General features: G+C 68.6%; 34 protein-coding genes. 24 read left to right on the top strand and 10 right to left on the bottom strand.

Going from position 1 to position 24,376, the window contains the following annotated elements:
- The first annotated feature begins 57 nt into the window (after window positions 1-57).
- Genes PIR02_16215 through PIR02_16200 form a run of 4 tightly spaced genes read left to right on the top strand, consistent with a single transcriptional unit; the run spans window position 58 to window position 3,611 of the window.
- Window positions 58-1,194 carry a histidine kinase gene (locus PIR02_16215; protein ID WZH36292.1) on the top strand — a complete coding sequence of 379 codons (1,137 nt, stop codon included), beginning with the start codon at window positions 58-60 and terminating at the stop codon, window positions 1,192-1,194.
- Window positions 1,191-1,883 (top strand): response regulator transcription factor, encoded by a 693-nt coding sequence (locus PIR02_16210; protein ID WZH36291.1) that lies wholly within the window; start codon window positions 1,191-1,193, stop codon window positions 1,881-1,883. Before PIR02_16215 ends, PIR02_16210 begins: the two co-directional genes overlap by 4 nt.
- A gap of 25 nt (window positions 1,884-1,908) precedes the next feature.
- On the top strand, window positions 1,909-3,165 hold the full coding sequence (locus tag PIR02_16205) for a mechanosensitive ion channel (GenBank protein ID WZH36290.1): 1,257 nt from the start codon (window positions 1,909-1,911) through the stop codon (window positions 3,163-3,165).
- On the top strand, window positions 3,162-3,611 hold the full coding sequence (locus PIR02_16200; GenBank protein ID WZH36289.1) for a globin: 450 nt from the start codon (window positions 3,162-3,164) through the stop codon (window positions 3,609-3,611). The genes PIR02_16205 and PIR02_16200 overlap by 4 nt, the downstream gene beginning before the upstream one ends.
- 15 nt (window positions 3,612-3,626) lie before the next feature.
- Here PIR02_16200 and PIR02_16195 read toward each other — a convergent pair whose 3' ends face one another.
- On the bottom strand, window positions 3,627-4,457 hold the full coding sequence (locus PIR02_16195; protein ID WZH36288.1) for a cation-transporting ATPase: 831 nt from the start codon (window positions 4,455-4,457) through the stop codon (window positions 3,627-3,629).
- A gap of 172 nt (window positions 4,458-4,629) precedes the next feature.
- Window positions 4,630-5,298 (bottom strand): hypothetical protein, encoded by a 669-nt coding sequence (locus PIR02_16190; GenBank protein WZH36287.1) that lies wholly within the window; start codon window positions 5,296-5,298, stop codon window positions 4,630-4,632.
- Window positions 5,299-5,351: 53 nt separating this feature from the next.
- Here PIR02_16190 and PIR02_16185 point away from each other — a divergent pair, with 53 nt between their 5' ends.
- Window positions 5,352-6,221 carry an acyl-CoA thioesterase II gene (locus PIR02_16185; protein ID WZH36286.1) on the top strand — a complete coding sequence of 290 codons (870 nt, stop codon included), beginning with the start codon at window positions 5,352-5,354 and terminating at the stop codon, window positions 6,219-6,221.
- 28 nt (window positions 6,222-6,249) lie between these two features.
- On the opposite strand, the gene PIR02_16180 is transcribed toward PIR02_16185, so the two are convergent.
- The 4 genes from PIR02_16180 to ssb form a co-directional block, all read right to left on the bottom strand.
- A complete protein-coding gene (locus PIR02_16180; protein ID WZH39026.1) occupies window positions 6,250-6,777 on the bottom strand; it encodes a thioesterase family protein in 528 nt (175 codons plus the stop codon).
- A gap of 22 nt (window positions 6,778-6,799) precedes the next feature.
- Window positions 6,800-8,479 carry an energy-dependent translational throttle protein EttA gene (ettA, locus tag PIR02_16175; protein WZH36285.1) on the bottom strand — a complete coding sequence of 560 codons (1,680 nt, stop codon included), beginning with the start codon at window positions 8,477-8,479 and terminating at the stop codon, window positions 6,800-6,802.
- An 83-nt stretch (window positions 8,480-8,562) separates the two neighbouring features.
- Window positions 8,563-9,054: a hypothetical protein gene (locus tag PIR02_16170; GenBank protein WZH36284.1), complete on the bottom strand. Its 492-nt coding sequence runs from the start codon at window positions 9,052-9,054 to the stop codon at window positions 8,563-8,565.
- Window positions 9,055-9,127: 73 nt separating this feature from the next.
- Window positions 9,128-9,652 carry a single-stranded DNA-binding protein gene (gene ssb / locus PIR02_16165; protein ID WZH36283.1) on the bottom strand — a complete coding sequence of 175 codons (525 nt, stop codon included), beginning with the start codon at window positions 9,650-9,652 and terminating at the stop codon, window positions 9,128-9,130.
- Window positions 9,653-9,857: 205 nt separating this feature from the next.
- Between ssb and PIR02_16160 the strand changes: the two genes are divergently transcribed.
- Window positions 9,858-10,115 (top strand): hypothetical protein, encoded by a 258-nt coding sequence (locus tag PIR02_16160; GenBank protein WZH36282.1) that lies wholly within the window; start codon window positions 9,858-9,860, stop codon window positions 10,113-10,115.
- A gap of 29 nt (window positions 10,116-10,144) precedes the next feature.
- Here PIR02_16160 and PIR02_16155 read toward each other — a convergent pair whose 3' ends face one another.
- A complete protein-coding gene (locus PIR02_16155) occupies window positions 10,145-11,563 on the bottom strand; it encodes a PLP-dependent aminotransferase family protein (GenBank protein WZH36281.1) in 1,419 nt (472 codons plus the stop codon).
- Between the two features lie 61 nt (window positions 11,564-11,624).
- Here PIR02_16155 and PIR02_16150 point away from each other — a divergent pair, with 61 nt between their 5' ends.
- A complete protein-coding gene (locus PIR02_16150) occupies window positions 11,625-12,230 on the top strand; it encodes a hypothetical protein (protein WZH36280.1) in 606 nt (201 codons plus the stop codon).
- Window positions 12,231-12,283: 53 nt separating this feature from the next.
- Here PIR02_16150 and PIR02_16145 read toward each other — a convergent pair whose 3' ends face one another.
- Together PIR02_16145 and PIR02_16140 are read right to left on the bottom strand one after the other, a co-directional pair.
- Window positions 12,284-12,493, bottom strand: coding sequence for a methyltransferase (locus tag PIR02_16145; protein ID WZH36279.1), 210 nt, complete (start codon window positions 12,491-12,493; stop codon window positions 12,284-12,286).
- A 148-nt stretch (window positions 12,494-12,641) separates the two neighbouring features.
- Window positions 12,642-12,983, bottom strand: a complete 342-nt coding sequence (locus tag PIR02_16140) for a helix-turn-helix transcriptional regulator (GenBank protein ID WZH36278.1) — start codon at window positions 12,981-12,983, stop codon at window positions 12,642-12,644.
- Between the two features lie 89 nt (window positions 12,984-13,072).
- Between PIR02_16140 and PIR02_16135 the strand changes: the two genes are divergently transcribed.
- The gene (locus PIR02_16135; protein ID WZH36277.1) at window positions 13,073-13,381 is read left to right on the top strand and encodes a helix-turn-helix domain-containing protein; all 309 of its coding nucleotides are present in this window, start codon (window positions 13,073-13,075) and stop codon (window positions 13,379-13,381) included.
- Window positions 13,382-13,422: 41 nt separating this feature from the next.
- Here the strand turns inward: PIR02_16135 and PIR02_16130 are convergent, their stop codons facing one another.
- Window positions 13,423-13,782 carry a hypothetical protein gene (locus tag PIR02_16130; protein WZH36276.1) on the bottom strand — a complete coding sequence of 120 codons (360 nt, stop codon included), beginning with the start codon at window positions 13,780-13,782 and terminating at the stop codon, window positions 13,423-13,425.
- A 44-nt stretch (window positions 13,783-13,826) separates the two neighbouring features.
- On the opposite strand from PIR02_16130, the gene PIR02_16125 reads away from it, so the two are divergent.
- The 16 genes from PIR02_16125 to PIR02_16050 all read left to right on the top strand — a co-directional run bounded on the left by PIR02_16125 (window position 13,827) and on the right by PIR02_16050 (window position 24,366).
- Entirely contained in the window at window positions 13,827-14,480 is a 654-nt protein-coding gene (locus PIR02_16125) for a hypothetical protein (protein WZH36275.1), read from the top strand.
- Between the two features lie 14 nt (window positions 14,481-14,494).
- Window positions 14,495-14,692 carry a hypothetical protein gene (locus PIR02_16120; GenBank protein ID WZH36274.1) on the top strand — a complete coding sequence of 66 codons (198 nt, stop codon included), beginning with the start codon at window positions 14,495-14,497 and terminating at the stop codon, window positions 14,690-14,692.
- Complete coding sequence (locus tag PIR02_16115) at window positions 14,689-14,811, top strand: hypothetical protein (GenBank protein WZH36273.1); 123 nt, start codon at window positions 14,689-14,691, stop codon at window positions 14,809-14,811. Before PIR02_16120 ends, PIR02_16115 begins: the two co-directional genes overlap by 4 nt.
- Before the next feature lie 125 nt (window positions 14,812-14,936).
- Complete coding sequence (locus PIR02_16110) at window positions 14,937-15,533, top strand: hypothetical protein (protein WZH36272.1); 597 nt, start codon at window positions 14,937-14,939, stop codon at window positions 15,531-15,533.
- Window positions 15,530-15,784 (top strand): hypothetical protein, encoded by a 255-nt coding sequence (locus PIR02_16105; protein ID WZH36271.1) that lies wholly within the window; start codon window positions 15,530-15,532, stop codon window positions 15,782-15,784. The genes PIR02_16110 and PIR02_16105 overlap by 4 nt, the downstream gene beginning before the upstream one ends.
- Window positions 15,781-16,215 (top strand): hypothetical protein, encoded by a 435-nt coding sequence (locus PIR02_16100; protein WZH36270.1) that lies wholly within the window; start codon window positions 15,781-15,783, stop codon window positions 16,213-16,215. Before PIR02_16105 ends, PIR02_16100 begins: the two co-directional genes overlap by 4 nt.
- A gap of 44 nt (window positions 16,216-16,259) precedes the next feature.
- Window positions 16,260-16,919 (top strand): helix-turn-helix domain-containing protein, encoded by a 660-nt coding sequence (locus PIR02_16095; GenBank protein ID WZH36269.1) that lies wholly within the window; start codon window positions 16,260-16,262, stop codon window positions 16,917-16,919.
- Window positions 16,919-17,383: a hypothetical protein gene (locus PIR02_16090; protein ID WZH36268.1), complete on the top strand. Its 465-nt coding sequence runs from the start codon at window positions 16,919-16,921 to the stop codon at window positions 17,381-17,383. Before PIR02_16095 ends, PIR02_16090 begins: the two co-directional genes overlap by 1 nt.
- On the top strand, window positions 17,380-17,652 hold the full coding sequence (locus PIR02_16085) for a DUF3263 domain-containing protein (protein WZH36267.1): 273 nt from the start codon (window positions 17,380-17,382) through the stop codon (window positions 17,650-17,652). Before PIR02_16090 ends, PIR02_16085 begins: the two co-directional genes overlap by 4 nt.
- Before the next feature lie 23 nt (window positions 17,653-17,675).
- Entirely contained in the window at window positions 17,676-17,903 is a 228-nt protein-coding gene (locus PIR02_16080) for a hypothetical protein (GenBank protein WZH36266.1), read from the top strand.
- A 19-nt stretch (window positions 17,904-17,922) separates the two neighbouring features.
- Entirely contained in the window at window positions 17,923-19,425 is a 1,503-nt protein-coding gene (locus PIR02_16075; protein ID WZH36265.1) for a ParB/RepB/Spo0J family partition protein, read from the top strand.
- A gap of 79 nt (window positions 19,426-19,504) precedes the next feature.
- The gene (locus PIR02_16070) at window positions 19,505-19,723 is read left to right on the top strand and encodes a hypothetical protein (GenBank protein WZH36264.1); all 219 of its coding nucleotides are present in this window, start codon (window positions 19,505-19,507) and stop codon (window positions 19,721-19,723) included.
- The gene (locus tag PIR02_16065; protein WZH36263.1) at window positions 19,720-21,363 is read left to right on the top strand and encodes a hypothetical protein; all 1,644 of its coding nucleotides are present in this window, start codon (window positions 19,720-19,722) and stop codon (window positions 21,361-21,363) included. Before PIR02_16070 ends, PIR02_16065 begins: the two co-directional genes overlap by 4 nt.
- Window positions 21,363-22,187 carry a hypothetical protein gene (locus tag PIR02_16060; protein WZH36262.1) on the top strand — a complete coding sequence of 275 codons (825 nt, stop codon included), beginning with the start codon at window positions 21,363-21,365 and terminating at the stop codon, window positions 22,185-22,187. Before PIR02_16065 ends, PIR02_16060 begins: the two co-directional genes overlap by 1 nt.
- Window positions 22,184-22,594, top strand: a complete 411-nt coding sequence (locus PIR02_16055; protein ID WZH36261.1) for a hypothetical protein — start codon at window positions 22,184-22,186, stop codon at window positions 22,592-22,594. Before PIR02_16060 ends, PIR02_16055 begins: the two co-directional genes overlap by 4 nt.
- Window positions 22,591-24,366, top strand: coding sequence for a DEAD/DEAH box helicase (locus PIR02_16050; GenBank protein ID WZH36260.1), 1,776 nt, complete (start codon window positions 22,591-22,593; stop codon window positions 24,364-24,366). The genes PIR02_16055 and PIR02_16050 overlap by 4 nt, the downstream gene beginning before the upstream one ends.
- Window positions 24,367-24,376 lie beyond the last annotated feature (10 nt).

Here is a 24,376-nt window from a genome sequence, read left to right as displayed (position 1 = left end):
TCAGAGCTTCGGCACCGAGGCTTCTGGTCACGCCACCCACGGCTTCTGGACGTCCTCGTGGTGGGCGCTGCCGCGTTCTTCAGCAGTCCGTGGTTCTTCTTTCTGCCGGATGCCGACGGGACGCTGTCGACGGAGGGCTCCCTGTCCGGCGGGGTCATCGCCGTCGCCTGTCTCGCCCTGCTGGCGCGCCGACGCTTTCCGGTGGGCATGTGTGTCGTGACGGCGATCCCCGCCGCTGTGCTGCCGACCGGGGCCGGGGATGCCGCCATCCTGATTCCTGCTTTCGGTCTCTATGCCGTCGCGGTGTACCGTTCCCGGCGAGCGGCGTGGGTGGCATTCTCGGCAGTGGGTCTTGGCATCCTCGTCGCGAGCGTGCTGCGGCGGGTCGCGGCCGGGGACAGCTTCGAGAGCGGGCTCTGGAGTACTGTCCTTACCGCGGTCGTGCTGCTGGTGGGAGTGCTGGCCGGGACGAACACGAGTGAACGCCACCGGTACCTCGACGAGATCGTCGAGCGCTCGCGGCGACTCGCCGTCGAACGAGATCAGAGGGCGCGTCTCGCCGCGGTGGAAGAACGCACCCGCATCGCCCGAGAAATGCACGACATCGTCGCGCACTCGCTGACCGTGATCGTCGCGGTCTCCGAGGGAATGGTGGTGGCGCCCCCGGATCGCGCGCGCGACGCCGGCCGAACGGTCGCCGCCACCGCGCGCGCCGCGCTGGGCGAGATGCGCGCGATGCTTGGCGTGCTTCGGGACGGGGACGCGGTGATGTCACCCCTCTCGCCACTCTCACCCACCGAGCCCGCCGCAGTGGTCGCGGCCGCTCAGACAGCGGGCTTCCCCGTGGTGCTGCACCGCAGCGGGGACGTCTCGCGGGTGTCGCGACAGGTGAGATTCGCGCTCGGTCGTGTGGTGCAGGAGGGAGTGACGAACGCGATGCGCCACGCGCCGAACGCGTCGCGGATCGATGTCCGCGTCCATGTGGACACCGACGCGATCGACGTACGCGTCGAGAACGACGGCGTACCCATCCGCCCCTCACCCTCGATCGGCGGCGGCTTCGGTCTCCGCGGTCTGCACGAGCGGGTGCTATCGGTGGGAGGGAGCGTGTCCTCGTCTCCGGCCGGACGCGGGACCTGGGTACTGCGCGCCATCCTCCCCTCCGGGCCGACTGACGAACGAGGCACTCCATGAACCGACCCATCCGCGTGCTGCTCGTGGACGACCAGCATCTGATCCGTCTCGGATTCCGTCTCGTGCTCGAAGCGCAACCCGACATCGACGTCGTCGGTGAGGCCGCCGATGGTGAGGAGGCCGTGCAGGCGGTGGCCCGTCTCCTGCCCGACGTGGTGTTGATGGACGTGCGGATGCCGCACACCGACGGTGTCGCCGCCACCGTGCGGATCGTCCGGGACCACCCGACTGTGCGCGTGCTCGTCCTGACGACGTTCGATCTCGACGAGTACGCCTTCGGCGCCCTGCGGGCGGGTGCCAGCGGTTTCTTGCTGAAAGACGCCGAGGTCAGCGACCTCCTCGCCGCGGTTCGCGCGGTCCACCGCGGCGATGCGGCGCTCTCGCCGCGTGTCGCGCGTCGCCTGGTGCAGTTCATCGGGGCTCTGCCGGGCGAGACGACGCCCGCGCCGGAGCTGGCCTCGCTCACTCCTCGTGAACACGAGATCTTCGTCGCCATGGGCGAGGGATTGACGAACAGCGAGATCGCCGAGACCTTCTTCCTCAGCGAGTCCACCGTGAAGACGCACGTGGGCCGCGTGCTGTGGAAACTGGGCGCTCGCGATCGCGTTCAGGCTGTGATCCTCGCCCACAGATGGAATCTCGTGCGTGGTGGAGAGCGCCCGGCTCCCGAGGCGCCCAGGCCACGCTGAGGAGCCGCTCGTTACGATGGACGAGATGTCACTTCTCGCCGAAGTCCCCGAACCGAGCCCCTCGCCGTCGATCACCCCTGGTGACTTGACCAACATCGATACCTGGACCTGGATCGGTGGCCAGTTGCTCGGTTTCGGTGGCGTGCTCCTGCGGGTCGTCGGGATCATCGTCGGCATCGCCGTCGCCGCCTGGATCCTCCGCGTGGTCATCCGCCGCGTGGTCGATCGCGTCGTCAACGGCGCCAAGAGCAAGGCGAGGGTCGACGATACGCAGGCCCTCGACCGCTCGCCCCTGAGCGCCGTCCGTCTCGTGCAGCGCACGCGCACCCTCGGCACGATCCTGCAGAACATCGTCAACGTCATCCTGGTCATCGTCGCGCTGGTGTGGATCGCAAGCATCGTCGCCCCCAACGCCTTGGCATCCCTCACGTTGCTCACCGCCGCCGTCGGCGCCGGCCTCGGGTTCGGTGCTCAGAACATCGTGAAGGACGTTCTGAACGGCATCTTCATCGTCGCCGAAGACCAGATCGGCATCGGTGACGTCGTCGATCTGGGACTCGCCACCGGCATCGTGGAATTCGTCAGCGTCCGCATCACCCACGTCCGCGACGTCAACGGAACGCTCTGGTACGTACGCAACGGCGAGATCACCCGCATCGGCAACATGTCGCAGGGCTGGTCCCGCGTGATCATCGACCTCGCGGTGCCTGCGGACGCCGACATCGACGACGTCGAGACGGCGATGCTCACCGCGGCGAAGGCCATGGCGAAGGAGTCGAAGTGGCGCTCGCGCATCATCGAGCAGCCCGAGATCTGGGGTCTGGAGTCGATCAGCGGAGATGCCCTCGTGATCCGGCTCGTGATGAAGACCCGTTCCAGCGCCAAGGATGACGTCGCGCGAGAGCTGCGTGCCCGTCTCAAGCGCGCGATCGACGCGATGGGAATCGCGCTTCCGCAGCTCAACTCGATCATGCTCACGGGCCCCGAAGGTGCGCAGAGCGTGCGGGGTGCGCATCCGCCCAAGACGAAGGAGACGCAGGTCGCCCCGGGCGCGGATCGACCGCGTTGGCGACCGCGCGGCCGCAAGCTCGCCGTGTCTGAGACGCTCGAGGATCACTCGCGGGGTGCGAATTCCGAGGGCGCGCCAGCCGCGGCCAAGAAGAAGAAGGCCGTCCGCGACGACACACCGACGGCCATCGTCAACCTGCCGGAGGCCACAGCGGCGGATGTCGTCAAGCCCACGCCTCCCGCCGTGCGAGCAGACGAGGGAGAGGCGAAGTGACTGAGTCGGTCTCCTTCTACGACCAGGTCGGCGGGATGGACACCTTCCGTCGCCTCGTCGACGCGTTCTACCGAGGTGTCGCGTCCGACGAGGTCCTGAAGCCGATGTATCCCGAGGAAGACCTCGGACCCGCGGCCGACCGACTCACGCTGTTCCTCGCTCAGTACTGGGGCGGACCGACGACGTACGGTGAGACCCGGGGGCACCCGCGTCTGCGCATGCGCCACATGCCCTTCCATGTCGATCCCGACGCCCGCGATCGGTGGCTACGCCACATGCGCGCTGCGGTGGACGAGATCGCGCTGCCCCCGGCCTTCGAGGCGCCGCTGTGGGACTACCTCGAGCGCGCGGCCCACGCGATGGTCAACACCTTCGAGCCGCGCGGCATCGGACCTCGGCAGAACGGCCGCCCGGACACCGGTCTCCCGCTCCGAACGGCCGACTGACTGCCGCTCTTCGGATCAGCGGCCGAGGAAATCACCGAATCCGGGGATGTCGAGATTCGAGAGCCGTTCGCCGAAGCCGCTGACATGTTCTCCCAGACCCGCCGCGGCCTCTTGGGCTCCCCCGGCCCATTCGCCGACGCCGGTCCCCTCGGCGAGTGATCCGAGGTCGACCCCGGATGCCATGGCCTCCACGTCGACACCCTCGGCCAGCCCCGAGAAGTCGACTCCCATCTGTCCGGCTTGCTCGAGCAGGGGTGCGGCGACGGCGCTGACGATCGCCCCTCCGGCCACGGCGGCGAGCAATCCCCCGGCGGCCACGACGCCGGTTCCGACGAGTCCGCCGCGGCCGGCCGAGGCCAGCAGCGCCGACATCCGCCCGGGCCGGGCGGCTTCCGCACGGGCGGCGGTGCGTGCGAGGTCGTCCGGGGCGTCGGAGCGTGGCCGCTCGTGCGGCGCGAGGTCGCCGTCCATCCGGGCGCGGACGTGCATGCGCTGCTGAGGGGTCAGTCGCGAGAACGCCTCGCGGTGCATCTGCTCGACCCTGTCCGGATCGGCCGTGCGCAGGAGGTAGTCGTAACGCGCGATTGCGGCGCGATCCTCGATCGTCAACGTGCTCGCAGACGCACCGGTGGCCGGAGGCGCAGAGCGGTCGCGTGGGGCGGCGTTCGAGGGCACCGTCGGCGCGGTCTCGGCGCGGCGGTCGCCGGACACGGCGTCTGCCGCGGAGCGCACCACCGAGCGCCAGTCGCGCCCGCCTTCCGGAGTCGCGCGTGACGTGCCACCCGAAGAAGACGCTTTGTCGACGGCTTTCGACGCCAGATCGATGAGACGGGAGAACGAGACCATGAGAGAACCTCTCGACGAGCAGCGCGGGGCTGCGACGTCAAGGTCTCCTCCGCCCAGCCGGGCCGACGCACCCGGAGGCCAGCGGTGGCCTCGTGATGACGGATGCGTCGCGATCGGGAGTACTCCCCTTGCGAGATCCAGCGTACGGTCGCTTCCCTTTGCGTTTGCTGGGTCAGCTGCCCGTGGTCCGCACGGCGGTGAGTCCCGACCGAACGGGTCCGCGCACCACGACGTGCCCACGCGTGAGCGTCACACGCGTCCACGTCCCGCTCGTCCGCACGGTGGCCTCCTCACCGCCGGCGATGAAGCCGAGGGCGAAGGCGGCGAACGCCGTTCCCAGCGGCAGGCCGCCGAGCGCGTCGTCGGGTTGGCCCCAGACCTGGGCGCGGATCGCTCGTACCACGTCCTCGCCGGCGTCGGCCGGCAGGGCGTCTGCGACGGCGGCGACTCCGTACTGTGCGCGCGATGCGAGAACGGCCGCGTCGATGGCATCCGTCTGTTCCCATCCCGTGCGTGGCGGCGAGATCCCCGCCCACGCGGGTGAGAACGCCGTGTCGGGGAGAATCACCGCCGAGGCATCATCCGGTGCGGGTAGCAGAGCGGATGCCTCGACGACGAGGTCGCACTCGAGTTCGGGGTCGATCGCCGACACACGGAGACCGAGCACCGTGGGCGTCGAATCGAAGAGGCCGCGAGGAGCGAGCGGGGCGGCCGTCGTGACGAGGACGCCGCCCCGGGCGCGTAGGCGGACGGTGCCGTCCCCGAGTCGGATGCCTCGGGAGGCGAAGGTCAGCAGGTCTGCTGCTGCCTGCGGGTCGGGGAACAACAGGCGCGCGGACACCCGCCCTAAACTATCAAGCGGCGCGGGCCCGCCGCGCCGGAACGGAAGCCGACGTGACCGACGACCTCGATCCGGTTGCCTCGCTGCTCGCGGTGCTCGACCTTCGCGACGCCGGCGCGCGCACCACTGAGGACATCTTCACCGGGGTGTCGCAGGCAATGCCCTTCGGGCGTGTCTATGGCGGACAGGTCCTCGCGCAGTCGGTGGTCGCCGCCTCTCGGACCCTGCCACCCGAGCGAACGGTTCACTCGATGCACGGGTACTTCCTCCGACCGGGCGACCCCGCAGACGGGATCACCTTCTCGGTCGACCGCATCCACGACGGCCGATCGTTCTCGACGCGACGCACGCAGGCTTTCCAGGCCGGAGTGCCCATCTTCTCCATGATCGCGTCCTTCCAGGATGACGACCCCGGGCTCGAGCATGCCGAACCGATGCCCGACGGCATCCCGGTCCCCGAAGACCTGCCTGCCTTCGACGCATCGGACCTGCACCCGCTCAGCCGTCGGATGTTCTCGGAGCGGCCGGTCGACGTCCTGCACGTCCCCTCGGCGATCTACACCTCGGTCGAGGGCCCCCATGTGCCGCGACAGGCCGTGTGGATGCGCGTGCGACGTCAGCTGCCGGACGACCCGGCCGTGCACCGCGCGGCTCTGGCGTACCTCAGCGACCTCACGATCCAGGAGGCCATCATGCGTGCCCACGGGGTGCCCTGGAACGCCCCCGGCCTGAAGGTCGCGAGCCTCGACCATGCGATGTGGTGGCACCGCCCCGGCCGGGTCGATGACTGGTTGCTCTACGTGCAGGAGTCCCCCAACGCCCGCGGCGGCCGCGGACTGTCGACCGGACGCATCTACACCCGCGATCGTGTTCTGGTCGCGAGCGTCGCGCAAGAGGTCATGGTGCGCGTTCCCCGCGACTGAGCGGGTGGCACCAGGGCGGCGATCTCCGTCAGCCGCGGCTCGGCCGACGACGATACTCGATCGGATCCCCCACATACGGCGCCCACGCGGAGCGCTCGCGTTCGCTCCACCGGATCGGTCGACCGCTGGCCGTGTCGACGAGCACGACGACGGCCGTCGCCCGAGCGTAGAGAGTCGGTTCGGAGTCTCCGACGGGGCTGAACACCTCGAAGCAGATGTCGGCGCTCGAGCCGCCCATCGCACCGATCCACATGCGGACGTCGAGCGGACGCTGGCTGTACGGCACAGGCCGGAGGTACTCGATCTCCTGCCGGGCGATGAGGGTGGCCCGGTCGCCCCCGCTGTCGAGGACGTCCATGTCGAACACCGCCGTCGGGAGCGGCTCGCCCTCGCCGTCGCTGAACCAGAAGGCGCGGAGACGTGCTTCCTCGAGCAGCTTGAGCATGGAGGTGTTGTTGACGTGCCCGAGCGCGTCGAGGTCTCCCCACCGCAGGTGGATCGGCACGTGCACCCGCTCGGGTCCGGTGGGTGCCGGACCCGAGTCAGGGGATGCCACGCCCGAGGGCGCCGCGGAGTCGTCAGTCACGCGTGAGCTTGCGATAGGTCGAACGCGACGGGTTGGCCGCGTCGGCACCGAGACGCTCCACCTTGTTCGCCTCGTAGGCCTCGAAGTTGCCCTCGAACCAGTGCCACTGGTCGGGGTGTTCTTCGGTTCCTTCGTAGGCGAGGATGTGCGTTGCGATGCGGTCGAGGAACCACCGGTCGTGCGTGATGACCACGGCGCAACCGGGGAATTCCAGCAGAGCGTTCTCGAGCGAGCTCAGCGTTTCGACATCGAGGTCGTTCGTCGGCTCGTCGAGGAGGAGCAGGTTGCCGCCCTCCTTGAGCGTGAGCGCGAGGTTCAGACGGTTGCGCTCACCGCCGGAGAGGACACCGGCCTTCTTCTGCTGGTCGGGGCCCTTGAAGCCGAACTTCGAGACATAGGCCCGCGAGGGGATCTCCGTCTTGCCGACGGTGATGATGTCGAGACCGTCGGACACGACCTCCCAGAGGGTCTTCTCGGGGTCGATACTCGCGCGCGATTGGTCGACGTAACTGATCTTGACCGTTTCGCCGATCTTGAGCGTGCCGCCGTCGAGCGGTTCGAGACCCACGATCGTCTTGAAGAGGGTGGTCTTTCCGACGCCGTTGGGGCCGATGACGCCGACGATGCCGTTCGGGGGCAGGTTGAAGCTCAGGTTGCTGATCAGTGAGCGGTCGCCGAAGCTCTTCTCCAGCTTCTTCGCGTCGATGACGATGCTGCCCAGACGCGGACCCGCGGGGATCTGGATCTCGTCGAAGTCCAACTTGCGCGTGCGCTCGGCCTCGGCGGCCATCTCCTCGTAGCGGGCGAGGCGCGCCTTCGACTTCACCTGACGACCCTTGGCGTTGGATCGCACCCACTCGAGTTCTTCTTTGAGGCGCTTGGCGAGCTTGGCGTCCTTCTTGCCCTGGACGTCGAGGCGCTGGCCCTTCTTCTCGAGGTAGGTCGAGTAGTTGCCCTCGTAGGGGTACAGGTGCCCACGGTCGACCTCGGCGATCCACTCCGCGACGTTGTCGAGGAAGTATCGATCGTGGGTGATCGCGATGACCGCACCCTTGTAGGCCTTGAGATGCTGCTCGAGCCAGAGCACGCTCTCGGCGTCGAGGTGGTTGGTGGGCTCGTCGAGGAGGAGCAGGTCGGGCTTCTGGAGCAGAAGCTTCGCGAGCGCGACTCGGCGGCGCTCACCACCGGACAGCGGGACGACGCTGGCGTCCGCGGGCGGGGTGCGCAGCGCATCCATCGCCTGCTCGAGCTGAGAGTCGAGGTCCCAGCCGTCGGCGGCGTCGATCTCTTCCTGCAGCGTGCCCATCTCGGCCAGGAGCGCGTCGAAGTCCGCGTCGGGGTCGGCCATCAGGGCCGAGATCTCGTCGAAGCGATCGAGCTTCGGCTTGATCGCCACGCCATCCTGGATGTTCTCCAGAACGGTCTTGCTGTCGTCGAGTTCCGGCTCCTGCATGAGGATGCCGACGGTGAAGCCGGGGCTGAGCCGGGCTTCACCGTTGGACGGGGTGTCGAGCCCCGCCATGATCTTCAGGATCGTGGACTTACCCGCACCGTTCGGCCCGACCATGCCGATCTTGGCACCGGGGAGGAACGACATCGTGACGTCGTCGAGGATCAGCTTGTCGCCCACGGCCTTGCGCGCGCGGACCATGGAGTAGATGTATTCCGCCATAACCCGTTCAGTCTACGGGCGGCGGGTGCCTCTCCGTGCGAGTGGGCCGAACCCGAGTGGCGCTCCAGGAAGGCGACCAGGTGTCACCAGTCGATGGGCCGCGTGTTCCCGATGAGACACCCGCCGGCGCTCAGCCCGGGGAGCACCGCGCTCACGGGAGAGGTGATGGACTGGCCCACCTGCCCGACGAGACACTGGTCGCCCCACCGCACGGAGAACTCGATGCTCTCCGCGGGGTTGCCGATCGTCGACTCGTCTTGGGTGACCTGCATTGCGCTCTTGTCGAAACCGGCTGCAGTGAGCGCGTCGATGTACGCCCTGCCCGAGACCGGGTCCTGCCCTCCTGCCACCTGCGCGACGATCTGCGCGAAGTAGGGCAGGTTGTCTGCGGCGGATCCGTCGGGGACGAGCGTCGGCGCAGGTGTCGCCGTGGGCGGAGTCGTCGCCGGTGCCGTCGCCACCGGTGGGGCGGTGGTCGCCGGGCCAGGCGCGGGCGCGCCACCGGTGCATCCGCTCAACGCCAGGAGGGCGACGAGCGAGACGGAGGCGAGTAGATGACCGGCGGGACGAGGCACGCGCTCGATTCTACGTACCCCGTCCGCCGGTCACCTGGACGCGGAGCGGAACGGTTGCTCCGGGCACCGCGTATCAGAACGGCGTCACGTCGGCCGCCTCGAGCACGCGAGTCGTCGCCTCGCCATCGTCTGCTGCGGCCTGCGCGGCGGTGTCCGGCGCCGTCTCGGCGGGGACGGCCCAGGTGTCGGCGCCGGTCGGCGCGTCGGCGTCGGCGTAGGTCTCGGGACGTGCCGCTTCGACACGCGGCGTGCGCCGGAACCGGGTCACCCCCCATCGCAGATCGTGTCCGATGGCATCTGCCGTGACGTCTGCGCTCACGCCGCGCTTCGTCTCGTTCTCCCATTCACGCAGTCTCAGCCGCCCCGCGACGACGACTCGCTCGCCCTTGCGCACCGACGCGAGGGCGTTGCGGCCCAGCTCGCCGAAGACGCTGACCGCGTAGTAGTTGGTATGCCCGTCCACCCATTGGTTTCGGTCGCGGTCGAAGCGGCGCTCGCTCACGGCGAGCCGGAAGGCGGCGATCGACTCGCCCCCACGGGTCGCCCGTTCCTCGGGTTCGCCGACGACGTTGCCGACGAGGGTGATGTGGTCGCTCATGATGGTGTCCTTTCGTCAGGGAGTACGCTCCGGCATCCGTGTGCCCAACGGACACCGGAGCGCAGCTCACACTGCCCGTGCCGGACGGGCCTGCGGAGGACGAAAGCCTTGATCAGGGGATGGATCGTCGAACCCGCGTCATGGGGAGGAGCAGAGCGATCGGTCTCGCCGAAGCGATGTCGGAGGTCGGTCGTATCCTCGCGGCATGAGCACCGCACTATGGAACGATCTCGCCCCGGCACCGCGTCCGGCCGGGTGGGGCGCGGCGACGCATGTCGCCGCCGGACTGTGGCGCATCGCCGACCTCCGGGGCGTCGTGGTCGGGCACGTGCGCGCAACCGCGTCAGAGCGGGGGTGGCGGTACGCGGCCGAACGCTTTCATTCCGCTTCAGGCGCTTTTCGCCGTCTGGGTGAGTTCTGGTCGCCCGCTGAGGCGCTGGAATGCCTCCGCTACGCGCGCTGAGCGGTCGTTCTGGTCGGACGGGTGGCGCCTCAGACGACGGCGGACAGCTCGTGAAGCCCGGCGGAGCGAGCATCTCCGCGAACGTCCGCCCAGGCGTCCGCCAGGATGCCGACTGCGCGCTCGAGCGTCGCCGGTGACGCCGTGAACGGTACGCGGAGCCGCCGGTCGTGGCCCCCGTCGGCGGCGAAGCGCGACCCGGCAGACAAGAACAGGCCGCGTGAACGGGTGTTCATGACCAGGGGTGTGCTGAGCGGCTCGCCGATGCCCACCCAGAGGGAAACACCCCCCTCGGGACGCGGCACGTCCCATTCGTCGAATGTGCGTCGCAACGCCGATATGAGGGTGTCCCGGCCCGCGCGCAGCAGATCTCCGCGTTGAGCGGCGATCTCGTCCAGACGCGGGAGGAGACGTGAGGCCACCGCCTGCTCCAGTTCCGGTGTCCCCAGATCGTGAACGGGCCGCCCACTGGCGAGGCGACGGATGATGTCGATCTCGGCGCGGACCCATCCCACGCGAAGACCGCCCCACACCTTCTTGCCGAGCGAACCGATGCGGATGACGAGGTCCGACTCCGGAAAACGAGTCTCGGGGGCGGCACGGTCGATGTTCAATTCGGCCGTCGTCTCGTCGAGGACGAGGAAGGTGCCGGTCGACTCCGCTCCGGCCACGAAGGCCGCGACGTCGTCAGGTGTCATCGATCGTCCGGTCGGATTCTGGAAGTCAGGCATGAGATAGGCCAGCGACGGGAGTGTGCGGGCGAACGTCTGAGCAGCACGATCGAGATCCCACCCGTCGCGTGTGGACACCGGCACTCCCACCAAACGTCCACCGACATATCGAAAAGCCTCGGCAGCATGCGGGTAGGTCGGCGTCTCGATCAGCACACGGTCCGCGCGGTTCAACAGGACCGAAGCGACGAGATGGATCGCGCTCTGCGCGCCGGTCGTCACGAGGATCTGATCCGCGGTCGTCGGAACTCCCCGCCCGCGGTACCTCGCCGCGATCGCCTCTCTGAGCTCGAGCGCACCGATCACGTCGTATCCGGAGCGGGCGACGAGGGAGCTGGCATCCTGCGCCACCTCCCCGATCACCGCGGGCAGGCCCGGCCACGCTGCGGGACTCGCCTGCTGCAGATCGATCGCATCATCGCCGGCCGGCAAGCCGCCCGGATCATTCCGCGGTAAGGGCCGCGTGACGCTTCCGCTGCCCCGCAGGCTCTCGATGTGGCCGGTGTCCCGAAGACTGCGGTACGCCGCCGCCACCGTCGTGCGACTGAGCGAGAGAGCGGAGGCCAATTCGCGTTCCGCCGGGAGGGCCGTGCGCGGGGCGATGCGGTTATCGAGGCAGAGCAGGCGAACGGCCTCGGCCAGGGCCTCGTAAGCGGGACCGTTCCCGCGCCAGCCGCCGAGGGCTGCCGCGAGGGCGCGGGCGGAGATCCGGGAGTCCATGAAGCCACTTTAGGCGAATTGGCATCCGCACATAGAGCCAATCGAATGATTGGATCGCATCATGTCTCAGCGGATCCTGCGTCTCCTCGTCGGCCTCGTCGCCTATGGGTTCGGATGTGCCCTCACTGTCGCCGCCGGCCTCGGTGTCGACCCGTGGACGGTCTTCGCGGAAGGTCTTTCCCGTGTCACGGGCATCGGTGTCGGCTGGATCACCAACATCGTGGGACTCGGCGTGCTGCTTCTGTGGATCCCTCTCCGTCAGAAGCCCGGGCTCGGGACGATTGCGAACATCCTTCTCGTGGGAACCAGCATGCAGATCGCTCTCGGCTTCCTCCCCCACCCCGACGTGCTGTGGCTGCAAGTGCTCGTGCTCGTTGCCGGCGTCGTCGTGGTCGCCGCAGCGTCTGGTCTCTACATCGGCGCGCGGTTCGGACCGGGGCCACGCGACGGCCTGATGACGGGGCTCCACAGTCGCTTCGGATGGCCGATCTGGGTTTGCCGCCTCAGCGTCGAGGGCACCGTCCTCGTCCTCGGATGGCTCCTGGGAGGCACGGTGGGCGTGGGGACGGTGGTGTTCGCGCTCGGCATCGGACCGTTGGTCCACCTCGCACTGCCACTGTTGGCGACGTCGGAGACCACGCGTCGTCCTGCCGCCGTCCACGTGTGAGCGGGGTGCTGCGGTCGCCCCGACGTGCATCGGGCGGCCGCAGCACAGACGACTCAGTGCTCGCGGAATTCCGGGCGATCGCTGCCGGGCTTCAGGTGTGAGTGCAGGGCGTTCTTCGCGATCTCCATCGTGGGATAGACGCCGAGGGGCTCATCCTTGCCCGCCATGTGGACGCCGTAGCCCTCGGCATCCTTCTGGATCTTGCCGACGACGCCGGAGGGTCCGTAGGCGACCCAGAGGCGTCGTGTGACCGTTTCTGACATGAGTGCTCCTTTGCTCTCTATGGACGAAGGCTACGCCCGCCGGCAGAGCGCTGCCAGGGCCTGGACGGCCGGGAGGTGTGGCCGAGCCGGTGGCGACGATATCCTGGTCGACGACCCCCAGTAGCTCAGTGGATAGAGCAGCGGCCTTCTAATCCAAGGGCCGCGACTCGAGCTCACGGCGCACGAGAGAGCGCTTCGCGCGGGCCACGGCAAAGTCAGAGACGACAGCCGGCGCCGACGGGTCTGGCAGCGGATCCTCACCGATGAGGACCGCGATGCGGACCGAGAAGAGCCTCGACGCATCGTGCAGATCCTGCGCAGACCAGGAGCGCTGGCCGCGCAGCTTGAGGCTCATCGCCGACGCGCTCACGCCGAAGCGCTCGCCGAGTGCCGCGGTGGTGAGGCCGGAGCGTCGACGCATGGTATCGACGTTCTCCCCGATCGTGAAGTCGATCACGGAGACTGCGCGGGCGAGAGCTTCCTGTGTCATGCGTGACAAGTTATGCCATGTCGTGACTCTGCGCAACTTATTCCCGCCACGAGTTGACACGACGTGACTCTCAGTCAATACTCAACCGCATGCCCGTTACTCAGAGTCACGAACCGGGCGCCCTGGTCACGAAGCGCGAGGCGATGGCGGCTCTCCGTGTGTCGCTCCGCACCGTCGACCGTTACATCAAGCAGGGGCGTCTGACAGCAGTCCGACTGTCCGAACGCAACACGAAGATCACCCACGATTCTCTCGCGGGGATGCTCACCCCCACCAGCTCCGTCGCTGCCCCCAACGACGGCCCCCAGACCGGGGAGGCGCCCCCCACTGCCTCCCCGGTCACCCCCACCGCCGAGCGGCTCACCAGCCGCCTCGACCTCGTCGGCGGTGACGCGTGAGCGGGGCAGATCAGCTCGTGTCGCTACTCGTCGGTCTTTTCTTAGCCCGCGCCCTCTGGGTCACCTGGGTCATCCTCGTTCGCCCGACTTTTCAGGCCCGCGTACCAAACGTCCACGGCGAACCAAAGGACGACAACCAGCGAACCAATGAGGATCCAGAGGGCGATCGCCGTTCCGCCCGTTACGGCTTCGCCGGTGGCAACGATGACGAGGCTGGTCACGAAAACGGTGAAACAGCCGAGGGCGACCACATATCGGCCAAGCGCGCTGAGGCGCCGGGCCACGAAACCCGGACGGGGTGCATTCGAGCTACCGCGAACGAACCGTTCGAAGAGGGCGACAAGCAGGAACGTCGGCATGATTTGCGCCAGCACCGACGCGAACTCAACGGAGATCTCCACGCCGCCAGAGTAGCCCCGCGTCGCGAGCCCAATCGGGACCAGGCGTGACCGTCATGGTCGAACTCGCGCAGCCCCGCAAGCTGCTCCCCCGCTGGTACGGACACGGCGACCTCCTCGTCGTCATCGACGGCGCATACACCTACCTCCGAGCCGACGACGTCGAACACCTCGCAGGCATCCCCGCCTGGGGCGAAGGCGACACCGTCCTCGGCGACGAGTGGCCCCTCGACGTCGACGGCGTCCACTTCTACCTCCTCGACGACGCCCTCCGACGCTGCGACCAGCACGGCACCCTCGCCTCCCGCGAGTTCACCACCTGGCTGCTCGACTTCCTCTCCCACGTCGACGACACCGTCCTCGAGCAAGCCCACCAGCCCGTCCCCTTCACCGAAGCGCTCACCGTCGCCCAAGCCGCCCGCCACCTCTCCACAGAACTAGGCATCAACCTCGGCCGCGACCAACTCTTCGACCACCTCGACCGCCTCGACTGGATCGGCCGAAACACCCCCGAAGACGACTGGATCATCACCCCCGCCGCACACACCGGCGACCTCCTCACCCTCCGCCCCGTCAACATCCCAGCGCCGACGAAAGAACGCCGCCGCCGCTACCTCCAGGTGCACGTCACACGCCACGGCCTCGACCGCCTCCGCGTCCACCTCGCACCCGCAACCCCACCCCCACCGTCGCTGTTCTGAGAAGAGAGCACCTGATGTCACACCCGACCCAACCCCACCGCGGCATCCACCCCGGAGCCATCGGCGCCGTCATCCTCCTCGCCGTGATGTACGCCCTCCTCCTGGGCTTCATCGCCCTCGTCGGCCTCGCACCCCTCCTTGCCCTCGCCGTCGCCGTCATCGTCGCCGTGACGCTCACGGTGATCTACGTCCGCACGGGGCCGAAGCGATGAACCCCGGACGACTGCACGTTCCTCGGGCGATCGTCTTCCTCACCGCGGCCACGCTGCTCATCAGCGGCGCACTCACCATCGCGGCCGCGATCGTCACAACGATGGGAGGCGCATCGTGAGCGACACCTACGAGTGCCCACCCGAGCACGCCCACGCCGACACCGGCACCTGCCACTCGGCCCACGGATGCCGCTGCACACCGTGCAGACAAGCGCATGTCGAGTACTCCTACTGGTGGCGCCACATGAACGCCGCTGGCCGGCCCCTCAACAGCAACGTCGACGCACGCGGCACCCGCCGCCGCCTCGAAGCCCTCGCAGCCCTCGGATGGGCCGCTGGCGCGATCGGCGCCCACATCGGCAACGAGCAGACCGTCGTGTCCCGGTGGATGCGCGCCGAAAGGGTCACCCGCGCGACCGCGGACAAGGTCGCGGCCGTGTACGAGATCCTCAGCAACACCCACCCACCGACCGACACGCACGGACAGCGCCTCAGCCGCGCCCGCACCATCGCCCGCGCTCGCCGCCTCGGGTACGCACTCCCGATCGAGTGGAACGACATCGACACTGACGAGGCGCCTGCACGCCCGGCGAAGAATCTCGCCGCGATCGACACAATCGCCGTTGAACTCGCCGTAACCGCAGGCGCTCGAGTACGGCTGACCACCACAGAACGTCAGGAAGCCGTCCGGCAGCTGCACGCCCGCGGCCACAGCGACCGTCGGATCGCCGAGATGCTCGACGTTGCCGACCGCACCATCTTCCGCGATCGCGAAGCCCTCGGCCTTCCTCCGGCAGTCACCGTCGACCACCGCCCCATCATCCGGGAACTGGCCGCATGAGCAAGACCATCACCGTGCGCTGGCTCGTCCGTCAAGAACTCATCCGCGAGCCCCGGTTCGGCGAGACCAAGCGCGACGTCCTCCGCTGGGCCGTCCGGCAGTACGTGCAGATCGACGGCACCCGGACATACAGCTACCCCACCTATTTCGGCGCACCCGGCCCCGCGGCCGAGGAAGCCCGCCGCCGCTGCGCCGACCGCTACGGCTGCACCACCCCGAACCAGCACGACCACGCCAGGAGCCGACGATGACCACTCTCGAAGACCAACACCACACGATGCAGGCCCACGTGCCCGCTCTGCTCCACGGCGACGACACCGCCGCGCACGAGGCGCTCTCCGCAATCCTCGTCGGCGCCGACAACCCTCAGACGTTCAGCTGGACCATGGCGCAGCTCGTGTCCATCGCTGCGGTCGACATGCGCACCTACTACGCCGAGAAGCTCGCCAGCACGCCGAACGGCTTCATCGCGTTCGAGCAGGTCGGTGGCGAGGTCGACCCCGCCCAGGCCGCGGCGATGCGCATCGTCGTCGCCTACGCCAACAACGAGACCGCCGACGCAGCCACCCTCATCCGCGCGCTGATCGACAACGGCGACCTCATCTGGGCGGCCAGAGTCGCCATCCACACAGCACAGATCACCCGCCAGGCCCACGCACACGCGTGCGGAGGGCACCGTTGAGCCTGTTCGCCCTCTCCTGGGCCTTCGAGCTCAACCTGCCGCCCATGGAGAAGATCGTGCTGCTCGCGCTCGCGGACTGCGAGAACGGCGACACGCTCCGCTGTGACCCAAGCCAGAAGTTCATCGCGGAGAAGGCGTCGGTATCGGAGCGCTCGGTGCGCGAGATGCTCCAGCGCCTCGAGGACAAGGGCCTCATCGCCCGTACGAAGCGCGGCATGGCCGGCGACGGTGGAGGCCGGCAGAGCGACGACTACCGACTGGCCTGCCGTGGGTTAGCGGCAGATGCTGCCGGTACCCTTACCGGCAGCAAATCGGGGGGTTACCGGCACGCTGCTGCCGCTACAGAGAACCGGAAAGAACCGGAAGATATCTCTGGTCCGGTCCCCGAGGTAAGTCACGACGGCCCTGTGGATAACTTCGGGACCGGACACAGCAACGCACCCCTCCCCTCCGCAACGCACGGCCACCCCCTCAAACACGCCGACGTGTTCGCTGCCGTCGGCAAGCAGCTGCCCGACACGTTCGACGACACCAAGCTCGACATCCTCGCCGGCGAGATCATCGCCCGCTCCTCGTCCCGAGTCCTCGACCCGACCGCATACGTCATCCGCACGCTCCGCAACCCCGACGGCAAGCTCGAGTGGCTCACCCGGGCGCTGGACATCGACCTCGAGCAGCACTTCCGCTCAGCCGGGAGCTTCTGATGCTCGACCCCAACCGCGAACCCACGCTGCTCGAGATCCGCGAGTGGATCCGTCCCGGCGACACCACGTGGATCCTCCGCTTCGACTGGGACAAGAACCCGATGCCGATGAACGGATCCCGCGGTCGCAGCTGGAAGGTTCACGCAGGCAAGACCAACCGCATCCGCGTCCGCGCCGCATCGATCGCCAGCCTCGCGCAGATCCCCCCGCTCGGCCGCATCGAAGTGCAGCTCACGCAGTGGGTCACTCTCCGCCGCACCCGCGACCTCGACAACTTCGGCCTGCTGGAGAAGCCGCTCTACGACGCGCTCAAGATCGCCGGGATCGTCGAGGACGACAAGCCCGAGCTCATGACGAAGCACCGACCCGAGATCCGGCACGTCAGCGAAGCCGAAGGCATTCTCCACGAGGCATGCTTCACCCTCCGCATCGCTCAGCTCGCCAGCGAGGACGTGACCGAATGACCCCCGGCATCCTCCGCAAGCCCGTCCCCGAGCGAGGCCCGAATCCCACCGACGAGCAGCTGCTTGCGTTCGAGGCCGCGAACCGACCCGGCGCCCACGACAGCCGCAAGGACGTCGCCATCCGTGCCGACCTCGGCATCACCCCCACCCGGTACTACGTGCTGCTCGGCCGGCTCATCTGGCTCGAGGACGCGCTCCTCATCGACCCGCAGCTCACCAACCGACTCCGCCGGATCTCCCTCGTCGAGCAACTCGATCGCCGCCCCTGAACCACCCCACCGAAAGGCACCCGATGAACAACGACCACCAGCTCGAAACCCGCCACGGCGCCAAGCGGCTCCGCCGCGAGCGGCCCGCGCCCGAGATCACTCCCTGGCACATGCGGATCCTCAACGCCCTGCAAGGCCGGCAGGTGTTCGAGGGGATCGACCTCGACGACCCCGCCGCCGCGAACCGGCTCGCGAAGCGCCGCCGCCGCAACCGCATCGCCAAGGCCTCCCGCAAGACCAACCGCCGCTGACCCGAAAGACACCCCCGACATGGCTACCAAGACCCTCCCAACCCCGCCACAGCCCACGCAGCAGCTCGTGCGGGTGAACCCCGCGACGCTCCTGGTGCGCGACCAGGCCCGCGAGGACGCCACCCCCGACGAGGGACTCATCGCCTCCGTCCGCCAGCACGGCATCCTCCAGCCCCCGATCGTCGCCGCCGGCCCCCGCGAAGGCACCTACGTGATCCTCTTCGGTCATCGCCGCGTCGGCGCCGCCGTCGCCGCCGGCATGGAACAGATCACCGTCATCGTCCGCGACGCCGCCACCGTCGACAGCGAGGCGCTCACCCTCGAGGAGCAGCTCGTCGAGAATGAGCGCCGCAAGCAGCTCACCTCCAAGGACGTCGCCGCCGGGTACTCCAAGCTCACCCTCTTCGGTCTCCGCCCCGAAGACATCGCCGCAAGCCTCGGCGAGAAGCCCGACCGCGTGCGCGCCGGCCTCAAGATCGTCGGCTCGAGCAAGGCGTCCGAGCTCGTCGAGGCCAACCCCGTCATCGACTTCGAACAGGCCGCGGTGATCGCCGACTTCGAGGACCACCCGAAGCTGCAGAAGAAGCTCATCGAGACCGCCACCGAGCGCCCCGAGAACTTCCGCCGCGACGCCGAGCAAGCACGCACCGACCGCCGCCTCCGCGAGGTGGTCGACGGCATCCGCGCAGACCTCACCAAGCAGGGCGTCCCGGTGCTGCAGGAAGTCAGCTACACCACCGGTAGCTACTGGACCGGCACCAGTGCCAACGTCTCCACCGGCGCCCCGCTCACCGGCCTCGCGGACAAGGACGGCAACGACCTCACCCCCGAGAACCACCAGCTGTGCGACGGGCACGCCGCCATCATCCAACGCGTCAGCACCTACTACCTCGACAGCACCGACAACCCGATCGAGCCGTTCTACGTCTGCACCAACTGGGAAGGCTTCGGGCACCAGAAGAGATCCGCCCTCGCCCGCACGCCCGAGCAGCTCGAACAGGAAGCCGAGTGGCAGCGCCAGCAGGAGAAACGCAACGCCCGCCAAGCCCTCGTCGACGCGAACACCGCATCCCGTCGTGCCTGGATCCACGGGTACCTCACCACCGGACGATTCCGGCCCGTCGCTTCCCACTTCGAGCTGATGGCCCACGCGATCGCCCTCTCCATCGATGAGCACGATCGTCCTGACGCGCGGATCACGCTGCAGCTGCTCACCGGCGAAGCCCGCACCGGAACCAGCTGGGATGCGCGCGAAGCCGACAAGGCCGAACTCGCCACCCGGATCCGCAACGGCAGCTTCCCCGCCCTGCGCACGATCGTCGCCGACGCGATCGCACTCTTCGAAGCCCGCCACCAGCTCGAGAACCCGCACGCCGTCAAGTACTTCACCGCCCTCGAATCCTGGGGCTACACCCTCACCGACACCGACCGCGAACACCTCGCCGCGGCGCAAGCCGCCGCGGAGGAGGAAGCCGCAGCTGCCGCGGCCGCGGAAGACGACCAGGCGGAGGACGACGAATGACCTGGCCCGAAGCAGTCGTCCTCATCGTCGGGATCGTCGCCGCCGCAGCGGTCGTCATCGTCCTCCTGGTGACCGAACCGTGAGCCCTCGCCGCGGCCCGTACCGCCGCCACACCCCCCTGAAAGTCGTCGACCCCGAGTGGAACGAAGGCGACACCCTCACCGTCGGCCGCACCCGCTGGCTCGTCAAAACCATCGACGACGCCCGCAACGTCCTCCTCCACTCCTCCAGCACCGTCAACCACCTCGTCAAGTGGAACACCACCCTCGACCAACTCCCCGAAAAGAGCCCCGCATGAGCAGCGCAGACCTCTGGGAAGACGGCTACCCCCACGGCACCGTCGAAGGCTTCGACAACGGATGCCGCGGCGGCGCCTGCCCCGCCGACACCGACATCGGCATGTCCTGCAAACGAGCCAAAGCGCTCGCCGCGGGCGACTTCCGCTACAACCGGCTCGTCGCCGCCGGGAAGACCCCCGCCGAGATCGCCGCCATCATCGACGGCCGCGACACCCCCACCGAGGCACCCGCCCCCAAGCCTGCACCGAAACGGAAGCCGAAGGCCCCGGCGCCGGCCGACGTCGAAGCCGCAGCGCCGATCACCGAGACCCCCGCGGAGGTGAGCCTCGCCGGTCCGCCAACTACGGCGACCACCTCTGCGGGCCCCACCGAATTGACCGAGAGCACCATCCCGACGCCCGAGGAGGACGCCATGCCCGCACAGCTGCTCACGACCGAGAAGTTCACCGCCGGCCTCAACCAGCGCGGCCGCACATTCGTCCTCCGCAGCATCCGGGAATGGGCGCGCGCCAACGGCTTTCCCGGCGTCCCCAGCCACGGCAGGATCCCCCAGGACGCTCTCGCAGCGTTCGATCAGGCCCACCCCAACGGCATCATCGGCCCAGAAGCACCTGCTCCCGCAGCAGGCGTCGACGCGCATGTGAAGACGCTGCGCGACATCACTGACTGGGCGCGGCAGAACGGCCACCCGGATCTCTCCATGCTCGACATCACGGACGAGATCCGCGAGGCCTACGACGCCGCCCACGCAGAACCGACCGAGCCCGGCACCGCGGACGCTGAACCCCCGGCCGACACGCCTGAGGACACCGCTCAGGAGCCCGCTGGGGGTTTCCTCCCGGAGGTGCCCACCCCGCAGGTCGGCATGCGCGCGTGGGTCCGATTCGACGACGGCGTGGCCGTGGTCCGCGAGGTTGCCCTCGACGCCGGCGGGTTTGCCACACACGTGCGCGTGACCTTCCTCCCGAACGTGCGTGACGAAGAGTCGTGGGCGTCGATCGACTGGCTCGACCACGTCAGCGACGCCCTCCCCGTCGACGTCTTCACCTACGACCACTTCCCCGAAGACGACCGCGACGACAGCGTCGCGGCGCAGCTCGCCCAATGGGAAAGTGAAGGACGCACCTACCGTGCGGGGCAGCTACGGCCGTTCTCCGCGGACCTCGGCGACGTGCGCGATCGCGCCGGCATCCCGCTCGCGGACGGCGGCATCATCGTCAATGGCGCCGTGAGCTTCGACGAAGTCGATACGCCCGAGACATACGTCCCCACGCCGAAGCCGTCCCCACGCTGGATCGCCGGTAAAGCAATATCCCCGCGGCCCGATTGGTCGCAGATCACCGTCAACGAGGACGTCGAGCGTGCCCGCGAGCTCGCCGTGCGGCTCGAGGCGGAGAACGCACTCCTGCTGGAGCAGGTCGCCGCGGCGCACCGCGCCCTCGAGGTCGTTCTCGTCCTCCATGCCGAGCGGCGTGACGACAACGCCGCACTGCGCCAGGCGCTCGGCGACGCCGAAACGCAGATCGCGTACCTGACGTACTCCGCCGGCATCGACGCTGGCCACGAACGCCTCCTCCGCGCCCGCATCGCCGAGCTCGAAGCCGCCGCCGCCAAGCCGTGGTGGAAGCGCACCGCCTGATGACCACAGACACCACCACGCACGAAGGGATGCCGGCGAAAATGCTCGCCGGCATCCGCGGCAACGTGTACCGCCTCGCCGTCACCACCCGCGTCGAATACGACCGCGATGCCCCCGCAACCGCCCCCCGCACCGCCGCCGCGACACTCCGCCACGCAAAGCCTGTGAAGGCCATCGCCTACGCCGCGCCCCTGCTCACCCAGCTGCGGGACGCGATCCGCCCCAACCAGGGCCGCACCGACAGCGGCCGCGGCGGCGGCAAGACCGCACTCCCCTACGACGACACCGCCAGCGCCCTCCTCGACAGCATCGAGGCCGACATCGCCGGCATGTACCGCTCAGCCCTCGAAATGGAACCCATCGGCGCGAGCGAGCAGCTCCTCCTCGAATGGTTCCGCGAATTCGAGTACGCCTACCGCGCCGGCGAGGTCGTCGACGCCCAGCTGAGCAACCTCCTCATCCGCATCCGTGGATGGCGGTTCGCGATCGAAGACCACTTCACCCCGCCCCGCAAACAGGAGTTCGCCTACTGCCCCTCCTGCCACCACACCCACTACGAAACCTTCCTCCACGGCGAGATCACACGCCAACGCTGCGTCACCGTCACCTACTACCCCGGCAACGCCCGTCGCCCACCCGTCGCCGAATGCGGCCACTGCGGCACCCGCTGGACCGGAACCGCCGAACTCACCGACCTCGCCGCCGGCGTCGACGCGCTCCTCAAGACCAACCCCGAAGCCCTCGACGAGCCCATCACCGCCCCCATCCCCGACGACACCGCGCTCGAGCCCGACGAGCCCACCACCGAAGGCCCCGCCGCATGACCGCCCCCGCCGCGCGACTCCTCCGCGACCACATCCTCGCCCAACGCCTCACCTACAACACCGAAGCCGACCTCCAGCTCGCCCTCGACGGCATCCTCACCCGGGAGCAGACCCTCGGCCACTCCGTCGTCATGTACGACCGCGAACACCACCTCGACCCCCACAACCGCATCGACTTCCTCGTCACCCTCCGCAACGGCCCCGACCACCCACACGTCAACGTCGGCGTCGAAGTCAAGATCGGCGGCGCGCTCGCCGCGGTGCAACGTCAGCTGGACCGTTACGCCCAGTTCCGTGAGATTGACGAGCTGCTCCTGGTGACCAGCCGCGCCCGCCACCACGGCATCCCGTACGAGATCTACGGCAAGCCCGTCGTGCTGTGCAGCCTCGTGGAGGGCGGCCTGTGAGAACTCACGGCACCTACCAGTACATCGCGCCCGGCTTCGCCCACGCCGACGCGCGACACGGCCTGTGGAAGCTCACCCTCGAACCGGCGGCATCCGCCCGCGCGAAACGGATCCTCGGCCGGGTGAAGCAGTCCCGCTCGGACTTCATCACCGTCGCGCACACGCTCGAGGTCGCCCGCGACCTCGTGTGGTTCATGGACCGCTTCCCCCTCGAGCCCGTCGACGCGCGCTCCGCGAAGATGCTCGCCAAGGCATGCCAAGACCACATCGACCGGGAGAACGCGGTCGTGGAGATCATGGCCGGCGGTGGCGCCCGCCTCGACATCCCCGTCGACGTGGCGAAGACCCCGCGCGAGTACCAGCTGCAGGCGCTGCAGCTGATCCGCACCCGCAACCGGATCATCCTCGGCGACGACGTCGGCCTCGGGAAGACGTTCACGTCGCTGCTCACCACGACGCTCCCCGACGCGCTGCCGGTCGTCGTCGTCCCACCCACGCACCTCCCGCGCCGCTGGGTGACCGAGTTGCAGGACGCGTTCCCCTCGCTCACGTACGAGGTCGCCAAGGGCACCGTGCCGAGCAAGAGCGCATTCGCGGGCAACCTCGCCGACGTCACGATCGTCACCTACAGCAAGCTGTTTGGCTGGGCAGACGTTCTCTCCCGCTACGCGCGCACCGTCATCTTCGACGAAGCGCAGGAGCTGCGGCACGGCCTCACCACCGACAAGGGCAACGCGGCCGCGCAGCTCGCCGAACGCGCGACGTACGTCATCGGCGCCACCGCCACGCCGGTGTACAACTACGGCTCCGAGATCCACAACCTCGCCGACATCCTCGCCCCCGGAGAACTCGGCACCCGCGACGAGTTCCTCCGCGAATGGGGCGGCGCGACCCTCTCCAACGGTCGCGCCATGGTGAAGAACCCCGCCGCGCTCGGCGCCTACATGCGCGAGTCCGGCTTCCTCCTCGCCCGCACCCGCGCTGAGGTTGGGCGCGAGCTGCCGAAGACCATCAAGCACACGATGACCGTCGAAACCGACCAGGCCGTCATCGCCGAGTGCAAGGCCGACCTCCGCCGCCTCGCGCAGCAGATCCTCTCCGCCGCCACCGACCGCCAAGACCGGTTCCAAGCCTCCGGCCAGATCGACTGGAAGCTTCGCCAGGCCACCGGCATCGCCAAGGCCCCCTTCGTCGCCGAGTTCTGCAAGCTGCTCCTCGAGTCCGAACGCAAGATCATCGTCGCTGCGTGGCACCGCGAAGTTCACGACATCCTCATGCGCGAGCTCGCACCATTCAACCCGCTGCTCTACACCGGCACCGAGTCCCCCAAGCAGAAGGCTGCCGCCGAAGAGGCGTTCACGGTCGCACCCCTGGATCCCAACGACCCGACCGTCACGCAGCAGCAGCTCGACGCCGAGAACCGCGTCCTCATCATGTCCCTCCGCTCCGGCGCCGGCGTCGACGGCCTACAGAAGGTCGCCGGTGTGGGCGTCATCGCCGAGCTCGACTGGTCCCCCGCCACACACGAGCAGTTCATTGGACGGTTCCGGCGCGACGGAATGAATGACGAAGCGCCTCCGGTCGCATACTTCCTCGTCACCGACGACGGATCCGACCCCGTCCTCATGGAGACCCTCGGCATCAAACGCAACCAGGCCGAGCCGCTGATCTCCAAAGACGGGCAGCTCTTCAACAACTCCACCACCGACCCCCAACGCGCCAAAGCCCTCGCCCGCGCCGTCCTCGGCCTCACCGACGACAACCCCGCCTAACACCCCCACC

Source organism: Microbacterium enclense, assembly GCA_038182865.1.
Taxonomy (GTDB): Bacteria; Actinomycetota; Actinomycetes; order Actinomycetales; family Microbacteriaceae; genus Microbacterium; species Microbacterium enclense_B.
Note: the sequence above shows the minus strand (reverse complement) of the source record. Positions and strands in the feature narration are given on the sequence as shown.

What these genes read in the sequence shown, in the direction of transcription:
- PIR02_16095 (WZH36269.1), top strand. Translation starts at nt 16,260, where the DNA reads ATGGAGAAGATCGTGCTGCTCGCGCTCGCGGACTGCGAGAACGGCGAC.
- PIR02_16110 (WZH36272.1), top strand. Translation starts at nt 14,937, where the DNA reads ATGAACGCCGCTGGCCGGCCCCTCAACAGCAACGTCGACGCACGCGGC.
- PIR02_16205 (WZH36290.1), top strand. Translation starts at nt 1,909, where the DNA reads ATGTCACTTCTCGCCGAAGTCCCCGAACCGAGCCCCTCGCCGTCGATC.
- PIR02_16135 (WZH36277.1), top strand. Translation starts at nt 13,073, where the DNA reads ATGCCCGTTACTCAGAGTCACGAACCGGGCGCCCTGGTCACGAAGCGC.
- PIR02_16150 (WZH36280.1), top strand. Translation starts at nt 11,625, where the DNA reads ATGTCTCAGCGGATCCTGCGTCTCCTCGTCGGCCTCGTCGCCTATGGG.
- PIR02_16195 (WZH36288.1), bottom strand. Translation starts at nt 4,457, where the DNA reads ATGGTCTCGTTCTCCCGTCTCATCGATCTGGCGTCGAAAGCCGTCGAC.
- ettA (WZH36285.1), bottom strand. Translation starts at nt 8,479, where the DNA reads ATGGCGGAATACATCTACTCCATGGTCCGCGCGCGCAAGGCCGTGGGC.
- PIR02_16065 (WZH36263.1), top strand. Translation starts at nt 19,720, where the DNA reads ATGAGCAGCGCAGACCTCTGGGAAGACGGCTACCCCCACGGCACCGTC.
- PIR02_16155 (WZH36281.1), bottom strand. Translation starts at nt 11,563, where the DNA reads ATGGACTCCCGGATCTCCGCCCGCGCCCTCGCGGCAGCCCTCGGCGGC.
- PIR02_16060 (WZH36262.1), top strand. Translation starts at nt 21,363, where the DNA reads ATGACCACAGACACCACCACGCACGAAGGGATGCCGGCGAAAATGCTC.
- PIR02_16160 (WZH36282.1), top strand. Translation starts at nt 9,858, where the DNA reads ATGAGCACCGCACTATGGAACGATCTCGCCCCGGCACCGCGTCCGGCC.
- PIR02_16085 (WZH36267.1), top strand. Translation starts at nt 17,380, where the DNA reads ATGACCCCCGGCATCCTCCGCAAGCCCGTCCCCGAGCGAGGCCCGAAT.
- PIR02_16145 (WZH36279.1), bottom strand. Translation starts at nt 12,493, where the DNA reads ATGTCAGAAACGGTCACACGACGCCTCTGGGTCGCCTACGGACCCTCC.
- PIR02_16210 (WZH36291.1), top strand. Translation starts at nt 1,191, where the DNA reads ATGAACCGACCCATCCGCGTGCTGCTCGTGGACGACCAGCATCTGATC.
- ssb (WZH36283.1), bottom strand. Translation starts at nt 9,652, where the DNA reads ATGAGCGACCACATCACCCTCGTCGGCAACGTCGTCGGCGAACCCGAG.
- PIR02_16105 (WZH36271.1), top strand. Translation starts at nt 15,530, where the DNA reads ATGAGCAAGACCATCACCGTGCGCTGGCTCGTCCGTCAAGAACTCATC.
- PIR02_16115 (WZH36273.1), top strand. Translation starts at nt 14,689, where the DNA reads ATGAACCCCGGACGACTGCACGTTCCTCGGGCGATCGTCTTCCTCACC.
- PIR02_16140 (WZH36278.1), bottom strand. Translation starts at nt 12,983, where the DNA reads ATGACACAGGAAGCTCTCGCCCGCGCAGTCTCCGTGATCGACTTCACG.
- PIR02_16100 (WZH36270.1), top strand. Translation starts at nt 15,781, where the DNA reads ATGACCACTCTCGAAGACCAACACCACACGATGCAGGCCCACGTGCCC.
- PIR02_16080 (WZH36266.1), top strand. Translation starts at nt 17,676, where the DNA reads ATGAACAACGACCACCAGCTCGAAACCCGCCACGGCGCCAAGCGGCTC.
- PIR02_16055 (WZH36261.1), top strand. Translation starts at nt 22,184, where the DNA reads ATGACCGCCCCCGCCGCGCGACTCCTCCGCGACCACATCCTCGCCCAA.
- PIR02_16090 (WZH36268.1), top strand. Translation starts at nt 16,919, where the DNA reads ATGCTCGACCCCAACCGCGAACCCACGCTGCTCGAGATCCGCGAGTGG.
- PIR02_16120 (WZH36274.1), top strand. Translation starts at nt 14,495, where the DNA reads ATGTCACACCCGACCCAACCCCACCGCGGCATCCACCCCGGAGCCATC.
- PIR02_16075 (WZH36265.1), top strand. Translation starts at nt 17,923, where the DNA reads ATGGCTACCAAGACCCTCCCAACCCCGCCACAGCCCACGCAGCAGCTC.